Annotated in this window: 8 protein-coding genes, 1 tRNA gene and 1 pseudogene; 7 read left to right on the plus strand and 3 right to left on the minus strand. The window is 69.0% G+C overall.

Going from position 1 to position 9,317, the window contains the following annotated elements:
• Window positions 1-73: 73 nt before the first annotated feature.
• Both J2Y49_RS29965 and J2Y49_RS29970 read right to left on the minus strand, forming a co-directional pair.
• A tRNA-Tyr gene (locus tag J2Y49_RS29965) sits at window positions 74-159 on the minus strand.
• Window positions 160-317: 158 nt separating this feature from the next.
• Window positions 318-1,193 (minus strand): hypothetical protein, encoded by an 876-nt coding sequence (locus J2Y49_RS29970; RefSeq protein ID WP_310119246.1) that lies wholly within the window; start codon window positions 1,191-1,193, stop codon window positions 318-320.
• A gap of 465 nt (window positions 1,194-1,658) precedes the next feature.
• Here J2Y49_RS29970 and J2Y49_RS29975 point away from each other — a divergent pair, with 465 nt between their 5' ends.
• The 5 genes from J2Y49_RS29975 to J2Y49_RS29995 all read left to right on the plus strand — a co-directional run bounded on the left by J2Y49_RS29975 (window position 1,659) and on the right by J2Y49_RS29995 (window position 6,787).
• Complete coding sequence (locus tag J2Y49_RS29975) at window positions 1,659-3,299, plus strand: DegQ family serine endoprotease (protein WP_310119247.1); 1,641 nt, start codon at window positions 1,659-1,661, stop codon at window positions 3,297-3,299.
• Window positions 3,300-3,413: 114 nt separating this feature from the next.
• A complete protein-coding gene (locus tag J2Y49_RS29980) occupies window positions 3,414-4,175 on the plus strand; it encodes a glycosyltransferase family 2 protein (protein ID WP_310119249.1) in 762 nt (253 codons plus the stop codon).
• A gap of 48 nt (window positions 4,176-4,223) precedes the next feature.
• The gene (locus J2Y49_RS29985) at window positions 4,224-4,559 is read left to right on the plus strand and encodes a lipid-A-disaccharide synthase N-terminal domain-containing protein (protein ID WP_149222695.1); all 336 of its coding nucleotides are present in this window, start codon (window positions 4,224-4,226) and stop codon (window positions 4,557-4,559) included.
• A complete protein-coding gene (locus tag J2Y49_RS29990; protein ID WP_310119251.1) occupies window positions 4,556-6,247 on the plus strand; it encodes a glycosyltransferase family 39 protein in 1,692 nt (563 codons plus the stop codon). Before J2Y49_RS29985 ends, J2Y49_RS29990 begins: the two co-directional genes overlap by 4 nt.
• Window positions 6,248-6,379: 132 nt before the next feature.
• Window positions 6,380-6,787 carry a hypothetical protein gene (locus J2Y49_RS29995; protein WP_310119253.1) on the plus strand — a complete coding sequence of 136 codons (408 nt, stop codon included), beginning with the start codon at window positions 6,380-6,382 and terminating at the stop codon, window positions 6,785-6,787.
• On the opposite strand, the gene J2Y49_RS30000 is transcribed toward J2Y49_RS29995, so the two are convergent.
• Window positions 6,781-7,752, minus strand: coding sequence for an ROK family protein (locus tag J2Y49_RS30000; RefSeq protein ID WP_310119254.1), 972 nt, complete (start codon window positions 7,750-7,752; stop codon window positions 6,781-6,783). The two genes, J2Y49_RS29995 and J2Y49_RS30000, sit on opposite strands and share 7 nt — an antisense overlap.
• A gap of 274 nt (window positions 7,753-8,026) precedes the next feature.
• On the opposite strand from J2Y49_RS30000, the gene J2Y49_RS30005 reads away from it, so the two are divergent.
• Together J2Y49_RS30005 and J2Y49_RS30010 are read left to right on the plus strand one after the other, a co-directional pair.
• Complete coding sequence (locus J2Y49_RS30005; RefSeq protein ID WP_310119256.1) at window positions 8,027-8,809, plus strand: hypothetical protein; 783 nt, start codon at window positions 8,027-8,029, stop codon at window positions 8,807-8,809.
• A gap of 398 nt (window positions 8,810-9,207) precedes the next feature.
• Window positions 9,208-9,317: pseudogene (locus tag J2Y49_RS30010) on the plus strand (branched-chain amino acid ABC transporter permease LivH); the annotation flags it as partial.

The following is a 9,317-nucleotide window of genomic DNA, read 5'->3' on the forward strand; positions in this document are numbered from 1 at the left end:
TAGTTGAACGCGGCACCGCCATGACGTTCTCGTCTGCTGGGGGCGGTCTGCTGCGGCGCACGCCATGGTGCGATGGTGGAAGGGGCTGGATTCGAACCAGCGTACGCGTACGCGGGCAGATTTACAGTCTGCTGCCTTTAACCACTCGGCCACCCTTCCATCGGGGCGCAGAGGATTAGCCTTTCGATCGGGTGGGCGTCAAGCCCCTTTTCGCGGATTTTTTCTCCAACAAAAAACCTCCGCCCCACGAACGGGACGGAGGTTTTTTGAAACGCGGGATTCAAAGAGGGCGTGGAGACCCGCTTTTCAAAATCCGCTCAGTTCGGGCGACGCGACGCCCGGTGCGCGGGGATCGGAATCGGGCGAATCGCCTGTTCCTCGCGCCGGCTGGCCGACATGTCGATTTCCACGCGGGCCAGGGCCTTGCGCAGTTCGTGCACGCTTTCGGACAGCGACTGGATCGTCGCTTCGCTCGGCTGCTGGCGCCAGCCACGGTAGGCGGAGATGCAGGCCTTGGCCGTGTCGCGCAGGCGGCCTTCGATCGCATCCACCGGCGGGGTCGGCTGTCCGGCCGTCCGCGGAGCATCCGCCGTCGCCGGGGCTGCCGCGACCGGAGCCGCCGGGGCGGGGGCTGCCGCGGGGGCAGGAGCCGGTGCGGGTTCCTGACGGTTCAGGCGCAGCGTTTCCGTCGGTGCCGGCGCCGCCGGGGCAGCAGTCGCCGTCGGGGCCGGGGAAGCGGCAGGCGTCTCGACCGGGGTCTGATCGGCCGCCGGTTCCGTCCGCGGGGTACGGGTCAGCGTGCCGCGGACCGTGCGACCGGCACGGCGCGGCTCTGCGGGAGCTTCGGCTTCCGCAGGAGCGGCGGGGGCGGGTTCGGCCGCGGGGGAAGCCGGAGCCGCGGTCACCGGTGCGGACGTCTCCTCGGCCGGTGCGGCCGGTGCGGAAGACTGGCCGTCGTCCGCCTGGGCATCGCCCTGGTCGTCATCAGCGTGGGCGGCGTCGCCCTGGCCGCTTGCGGCCTCCGCCTTCTTGATGATGTAGGAGATGGCGCTGGGCGTGCATTCGAATTCGCGCGCGATGGCCGAAAGCGTTGCACCGCTGCGGTAACGTTCAAGAATTTGGGGCCACGCCGACTGCGGAATGCGCCCACGCTTCTTGGGAGACTCCGGTTCGCTCCCGGTTTCTGCGTTCATTATATCGCTCGGTTGCCAAAGTGAATTTTCAGTCATTCGTCAGCATGTCCACCCGAACCGCACGCTTCCGACGCGGGACCACGCGGGCGCGTGCGTCGGCAGCATCGTGGCTTCACGCTGGCGGGCGATGTTTTCGGTATGGATGACTATCGGAAACTCTTCTCAAAAATGCCAGCATAACTTTGCACGGAATCGTGATTTTGTGTTCGGCGTCACAACGGGGCACGACGATTGGTGGATGGCGGAGCTTTTAAAATCCGTTGACGGATGAAAAGCGCGTACCGGAAACCGCCGGTGGTGGCATCTTTTGAAAAGTGCGATGGACCCCGGACGGGGGGTGGCGTGTTTTGACTTCAGGAATTTCCCTGAACGGGGTGTTCCGACCGTCACCGGGACTTGTCGGCTCGGCGGGCGGTGGCTGTCGGCCCCAACTGTTTCGCCCCACCGATTTTGCGGAGACCGTCCATGCCGCATGCGTCCCTTCCGCGTTCGCCCCACACCTCCCGCCATCTTCCGGCTGCGGCGCTGCGCGCGCTGCTGGCCGGTGCCGTCCTGTTGCCGGCGCTTCCCGTGGGTCCCGCCGCCGCGCAGGAGGCGCCCGCCGCGAACACCGTCAATGCTGCGCCCAACGCCAGCCGGACCTACGCGCCGCCATCCTTCCGCGACCTCGCCCGGACGCAGGTCGACACCGTGGTCAACATCTCCAGCACCCAGGCGCCGCAGGCATCCGGCGGCGGCCGCCTGCCGGAGGGGATGGACGTGCCCCCCGGCTCGCCGCTGGAGGAATTCTTCCGCGAGTTCCGCAACCGCCAGCGCGGCGGTCAGCCCAACGGCACGCCCGAAGGCGGGCCCAATGGCGGGCCGGGCGGCGGTCCTAATGGTGGGCCGGGGGGTGGCCCGGGCGGCTTGCCCAGCATGGCGCTCGGTTCCGGCTTCATCATCGATCCGGCCGGACTGATCGTCACCAACAGCCATGTCGTCGCCGATGCGGCGGAAATCTCCGTCACCTTGCATGACGGGACCCGGCTGCCGGCCAAGCTGGTGGGGTCCGATGCGCCGACCGATCTGGCGCTCCTGAAGGTCGAAAGCGACAAGCCGCTGGCCGCCGCCCATTGGGGCGACAGCGAGACGGTGGAGGTCGGCGATTGGGTGGTCGCCATCGGCAACCCGTTCGGGCTCGGCGGGTCGGTGACCGCCGGCATCCTGTCGGCCCGCGCCCGCGACATCCAGCAGGGCCCCTACGACGAGTATCTGCAGACCGACGCCGCCATCAACCGCGGGAATTCCGGCGGTCCACTCTATGATGCCGGCGGTGCGGTGATCGGCATCAACACCGCGATCTATTCGCCCACCGGCGGGTCGGTGGGCATCGGCTTCGCCATTCCGTCCTCGCTCGCCAAGCCGATCATCGACCAGCTGAAGGACGGCGGCAAGGTGCGGCGCGGCTGGCTGGGCGTCCAGGTCCAGCGGGTAACGCCGGACATCGCCGAGAGCCTGGGCATGGACGGCACCGGCGGCGCGCTGGTCACCAGCGTTTCGCCCGACAGTCCTGCCGCCACCGCCGGCATCCGCCAGGGTGACGTCATCACCGCCTTCAACGGCAAGCCGTTGGAGCAGATGCGCGAACTGCCGCGCCTCGTCGCCTCGACCGAGATCGGCCGCGACGTGCCGTTGAGCGTGCTGCGCGGCGGCAAGCAGGAATCGGTGCAGGTGACGCTCGGCGAACTGCGCAACGAGCCGCAGCAGCTGGCGATGTCCGGATCGAGCGGCGCGCCGCGCTCCGCCCAGCCGGAAGAGAGCAAATCGGCGCTCGGCCTCAAGCTCGCCCCGCTCACCCCCGGCCTGCGCGAGACCTTCTCCATCGGCGAGGACGTTGCCGGGGTGGTGGTGACGGAGGTGGAGGGCGACAGCGTCGCCTCGCAGCGCGGGCTGGACCTGGGCGACGTGATCGTCGAGGCGGGGCAGGAGCCGGTGTCGACCCCCGCCGACCTGGAAAGCCGCATCGCCAAGGCCAAGGAACAGGGACGCAAAACCTTGCTGATGCTGGTCAGCCGCGGCGGCGACCTGCGCTATGTCCCGCTTCCGCTGGACGGCAACAAGGGGTAATCCGGACCAAATCCCGGCTGATAGGACCGGTGCGGGGATCTGCCCCGCTCCGGTCTCATCCTTTTCCGCTACCGTTCGCCGCGCCGCGAGAGTAATTTGCGGCCCGTTTGGCGAATGGGATGGCAAACCGTGAGCATTTATCCGGAGAGCGGCCAGCCGGTGCGGCTGTCGGTCGTTGTCCCCGTCTTCAACGAGGCCGACAACGTGCTGCCGCTGCTCGAAGAGATCGAGCGGGCGCTGGCGCCGGTCGGCGGCTTCGAGATCATCTTCGTCGACGACCAGTCCGACGACGACACCCAGGCACGGCTTGCCCCGGCGGTCGAGGCCGGCCGGTTGCGCGTGCTGCGCCATGTCCGCCGCTCCGGCCAGAGCGCCGCGGTGCGCAGCGGCGTCAAGGCGGCGCGCGGCGAATTCGTCGTCACCCTCGACGGCGACGGGCAGAACGACCCGGCCGACATACCGGCGCTCTTCGCCCTGGTGTCGACGGGGGAGGCCGGTGCCCCGGTGCTGGTCGGCGGCCTGCGCAAGAAACGGCAGGACACCCTGTCGAAGCGCTGGGCCTCGAAGGTCGCCAACGCCGTCCGCCAGTCCTTCCTGCAGGACGGCTGCACCGACAGCGGCTGCGGGCTGAAGCTGTTCCGCCGCGATGCCTTCCTCGACCTGCCCTTCTTCGGGGCGATGCACCGGTTCCTGCCGGCCCTGTTCCGCGCCCACGGCCATCCGGTGGCTTATGTGCCGGTGAACCATCGCCCGCGCGAACGCGGCGTGTCAAAATACAACAACTGGCGGCGCGGGCTGATCGGCGTGGTCGATCTGCTGGGCGTCTATTGGCTGAAGCGGCGGACGAAGCTGTCGCCCATCTCCGAACGCCTCTGACCGACCTTCGCTGCGACCATAAGACCCTTTCGGGACAGGATTTCTACGATGCTAGAGCGCGCCGCGGCCTGGTTCCATGAGCAGAGCACGACCGACCTGATCTGGGTCGGCATCGGCTTCTTCGCCCAGCTGATGTTCACCATGCGCTTCATCGTGCAATGGATCGCCAGCGAAAAGGCGCGGCGCAGCGTGGTGCCGGAGCTGTTCTGGTACTTCTCGCTGGGCGGCGGCGTGATGCTGTTCGCCTACGCCTTCTACCGCTTCGACCCGGTCTTCATGCTGGGGCAGGGCATGGGGCTGGTGATCTACGCCCGCAACGTCTATTTCGTCTGGACCCACAAGAAGTCGCTGGCCTCCGGCGATGCGGTGCCGAGCAAATCGTGACCGCATCCACCCTGCCGCGCGCCGCCCTGCCGGTCTGGGCCTATGCGCTGCTGGCGCTGATCGCCGCCGCGCTCTTCCTGCCGGGCTTCACCGTGCTGCCGCCCTTCGACCGGGACGAGGCGCGCTTCGCGCAGGCGTCATCCCAGATGCTGGACAGCGGCAATTTCGTCGATATCCGCTTCCAGGACGAGACGCGCTACAAGAAGCCGGTCGGCATCTATTGGCTGCAGACCGCGGCGACCACGCTGGCCGAGGCGGTGCGCGGCGTTCCCGTGGGCAGCGAAAAGCTGATCTGGACCTACCGCATCCCGTCCTTCCTGGGCGCGATTTTGGCGGTGCTCGGCAGCGCCTGGACGGCGGCGCGGCTGTTCGGCGGTCCGGCCGGCTTCATCGCCGGGCTGATGATGGCGTCCTGCGTCGTGCTGGGTGTCGAGGCGCGGATGGCCAAGACAGACGCCGTCCTGCTCGCCACCGTGGTGGTCGGGCAGGCGGTGTTGGCGCATCTGTATCTCACCCGCCGCGATCCGGCTCCCGCCGGGCGGGGGGCCTGGACCGCGCCGCTGGTATTCTGGATCGCCGCCGGCGTCGGCGTTCTGGTCAAGGGGCCGCTGGTCCTGCTGGTGTCCGGCAGCACGGCGCTGGTGCTGGCCCTGTGGGACCGCGAGGCCGGCTGGCTGAAGCGGCTGAAGCCGCTGGCCGGGCTCGGCATCGTCGTCGCCATCGCCGCGCCCTGGCTGGTCGCCATCGCCATCAAGAGCAAGGGCGCCTTCTTCGCCGAATCCGTCGGCCACGACATGCTGGGCAAGGTGTCCGGCGGGCAGGAGGGCAAGGGCCTGCCGCCGGGCTATTATCTCGGCACCTTCTGGGTCACCTTCGCCCCCTGGTCGCTGTTGGCCCTGCTGGCGGTTCCCTGGACCTGGGCGCGCCGCCGGCTGGACGCCGTGCGCTTCTGCATCGCCTGGATCGTCCCGAGCTGGCTGGTGTTCGAGGCGGTGCCGACCAAGCTGCTGCATTACACGCTGCCGGTGTTCCCGGCCATCGCCGCCCTGGCCGCGGCGGCCCTGCTCGACAATTTCGACCGCAGCCGCGAACGGCCGCGCCGTTGGCTGACGGCCGCCGCCGTGGCGCTCGGCGTCATCGGCTTCGGCGCCCTGACCCTGGCGGTCGCGGTGATCCCCTGGCTGGTCGGCCAGCGGATCGATCCGATCGCGGTGTCGCTGGTGCCGGCGATGGGCGGGCTTTTCGCGCTCGCCCTGCATCTCCTGCTTCGGGGTGAACGGCGGATGGGCCTCGCGGCGGGGGTGGCGGCTGCCGCCCTGCTCTATGTGGGGACCTACGCCGCGGTGCTGCCGAGCATCGACGGCGTCTGGGTCAGCCGGCAGGCCGCCCGCGCGGTCGCCCAGGTCCGGCCTTGCCCCGACAGTGTCGTCGCGTCCGCCGGCTATTCCGAGCCGAGCCTCGTCTTCCTGCTGGGTACGCCGACCAAGCTGGTCCATGGCGCCGGTGCGGCAACGCATCTGCTGTCGGACCGCGCCTGCGGTCTGGCCCTTGTGGAGGACCGGGAGGCCGCCGCCTTCCTCGACAGCCTGGGCACCGCAACGCCGCTGCCGCTGGCGGAATTGGCCGGGTTCAACTACAACACGGGCAAGCGCCTGCACCTCACGCTCTACCGCCTGCCTGCACCGTAAGGGCAGGGGAGCCCCCCGGTTGGGGATGAGCCTGCCGGGATGGGTAACGCGCCTCCGCATTGGACGGCGCGGGCGCTTTCCGCTCGACTGCACCTTCGGATCCGTTTTTTCCGGACGAAAGGTGCTTGTTCGATGACCCGCGTTGCATCCGCTGCCAGTGCCGCCGCCAGGACCGCCGCCATAGTCGCCGTGTCCCTCCTGGGGATGGCGGCGCTGTCGCTGCCGGCCAATGCCCAGAAGCAGGACTATGCGCCCTGGGTTTACGACCAGATGGTGCCGACCGGTCCCTTCATGCGCAACATGGATCAGGCGCAGCCGCTCCCCGGCCCGGCGCCGTCGCATTGGGGCGCCACGAAATCGGGCGAACACCGTGCCGGCATGACGCGCTACGGCACCGACGTGAAGCGGACGAACCGCCACTATTCCAACACTCACTCGCTGACGCCGCCGCCGGTGGATCCCGCCGCCGCCCGGCGCGTGATGGCGCCGCCGCGCAGTGCCGACGCCCCGCCGACCCCGCGTACGGCCCAGCCTCAGTAATCCGCGTCCGGCATCTCGCCCGGCCGCCACAACCATGCAGCGCCGCGCACGCCACTGGAATCGCCATGGCGGGCGCGGCGCAGCGGCGTATCCAGCCGGTCGGTGAAGGCCCACGGCTCCATCGCCGCCGGCAGCCGGTCATACAGCAGGTCCGCATTCGACAGGCCGCCGCCCAGCACGATCACGTCCGGGTCCAGCAGGTTGGCCACCGCGGCCAGCCCGCGGCCAAGCCGCCCGACCAGCCGGTCCGCCGTCGCGGCGCATCCGGGGTCGATTCCGGCGCGTGAGAGGATCGTTGCGGCGTCCAGCGCCTCGCCGGTGGCCGCCAGATGGTCCGCCGCCACCGCCGGCCCGGAAACGAAGGTCTCCAGGCAACCGTGCTTGCCGCAGTAGCAGGCGGGCCCGGGCCGCTCCGTGTCGGTCGGCCAGGGCAGCGGATTGTGCCCCCACTCGCCGGCGATGGCGTTGCGCCCGCCCAGCGGCCGGCCATGAACGACGATGCCGGCGCCGCAGCCGGTGCCGAGGATCGCCGCGAACACAACGCCGCAGCCTGCCCCGGCGCCGTCGGTCGCCTCCGACACCGCAAGGCAGTTGGCGTCGTTCTCGATCCGCACCGGCCGGCCGAGCGCCTGGACGAGGTCGTGGTTGAAGTCCTTCCCGATCAGCCAGGTGGAGTTGGCGTTCTTCACCAGCCCGGTGACCGGGGAAATGGCGCCCGGAATGCCCAGCCCGACCATCGCCTTGCCGCCGGCGGGGATCCCGCCCTCCAGCCTTGCGACCAGATCGCGGATTGTCCTGACCGTCCCGTCATAATCGCCCTTGGGCGTGGGAACCCTGTGGCGGGCCAATTCGTTTCCCTGACGGTCGAGCAGGATGCCCTCCGTCTTCGTGCCGCCCAGATCGATGCCGATGCGGTGCCCGCTCGCAAAACCCGATCCGCCCGATTTTGATCCGGTGGCTGCCATGCCGCGTGACCCGTCTGACCGTGGAAAGCCCATCCATACCGTCGCCGCCACCGCGGCGTCCAGTGACGGCGACTGCCAAAAAGAACAGGTACCGAAGGAACAGGGCGCGGTCGCGACTCGGCGTGTCGACTCCGCCGCGGTCGTGGGACAAAACGCAAGCGCCCGGCAAATACCATTGACCGCCCCCCGCGTTCGGGTAGAAGGTCGCCGACTGTCGGGCGGTCGCCTATCCCGCCCCAACCCGTCCTGTCGTACCGCGCCACCGGAGCCCCTGATGAGTCGCCAGCGCGCTGCCCTTCGCCTCTCCCTGAAAGCCCTGACCGGCGCCGCCGTCCTCGGCGCGCTGCTTGCCCTGCCTGCCGCGCCCGCCAGCGCTGCCGCCGCCAAGGAGGCTGCGAAGCCGCCGGCGAAGACGGCCGCCGCCAAGGCGCGCCCGACCAAGGCCAGCACCCCGGCCGCGCCCGCCTGCTACAACCGCGCCGAACATGCGGCCGAGCAGATGATGCGCCTGCACACCGAGATGATGGTGGTCGGGCTGACCTGCCGCACCGTGGTGCCGGACAAGAAGCCGTTCGACCTCTACCAGGACTTCTCGGTCAAGAACCGTGCCCTGCTGTCCAATTCCGAAGCGTCGCTCATCAGCTATTACAAGCGTTCGGGAGCCGGCGGCAACGCCACCCGCCAGTTCGACATGTTCCGCACCGAGCTGGCGAACGAGGTCAGCCGCCGTGCCGCCACCATCGGCATCCCGCAGTACTGCGCCAACTTCGTCGACCGGTCGGCCGCCGCCAAGGACCTGACCCCCGATGACCTGCGCACCCTGACCTCGGACGAAAAGAACGCCGGCCTGATGCATCTGGCCAGCCGCCCGCTCTGCGACGTGAAGGTGGTCAGCAATCCGGACCCCGTCTTCGCCGTCGCCCAGGCCGCCCCGGCTCCGGCCGCTCCGAAGGCGGCCGCTGCCAAGGCGAAGGCCCCGGCCAAGGCCGCCGCTCCGGCCAAGCCGAAGCAGAAGGTCGCCGCCGTTCCGGCCAAGCAGTCCGTCGCCGTCCGCTGACGCCGCAACGTCCGGTTTAGGACGCGCAATTGCAACGCCCCGCCAGGCAGCCGCCGGCGGGGCGTTTTGCGTTTTTCGCCTCTCCCGACCGAAGCCCACAGCAGACGACGCATGCGAGCAGCACAAATCTGTCTTGCAAAAATCCGTCAGGCTGGTACTACCGAAAAGGTCAGGGGGAGCGCTCGCCGAACGGCCCGGCCAAGGCGGAATCGCATCCTCCGAACAGGAAAAATCATGGTCCGTCAGACCGATAGACGGAACTCCGGATGATACGGCATTCCGTTTGGTGAATAGACGGGCTGCACCAGACAGGGGGCTGCTGTTGCGTGACCGGTGTGCCGAGTGTGCCCGTGCCGCCGCACCCTGCCTTTGCGCCGTGCTGAAGGTGGGGTGAGGACATGGAATATTTTCTCCAGCAATTGATCAACGGCTTGTCGCTTGGGGCGATTTACGGCCTGATCGCGATCGGCTACACGATGGTGTACGGCATCATCGGTATGATCAACTT

The organism is Azospirillum sp. BE72, from assembly GCF_031455875.1.
Taxonomy (GTDB): domain Bacteria; phylum Pseudomonadota; class Alphaproteobacteria; order Azospirillales; family Azospirillaceae; genus Azospirillum.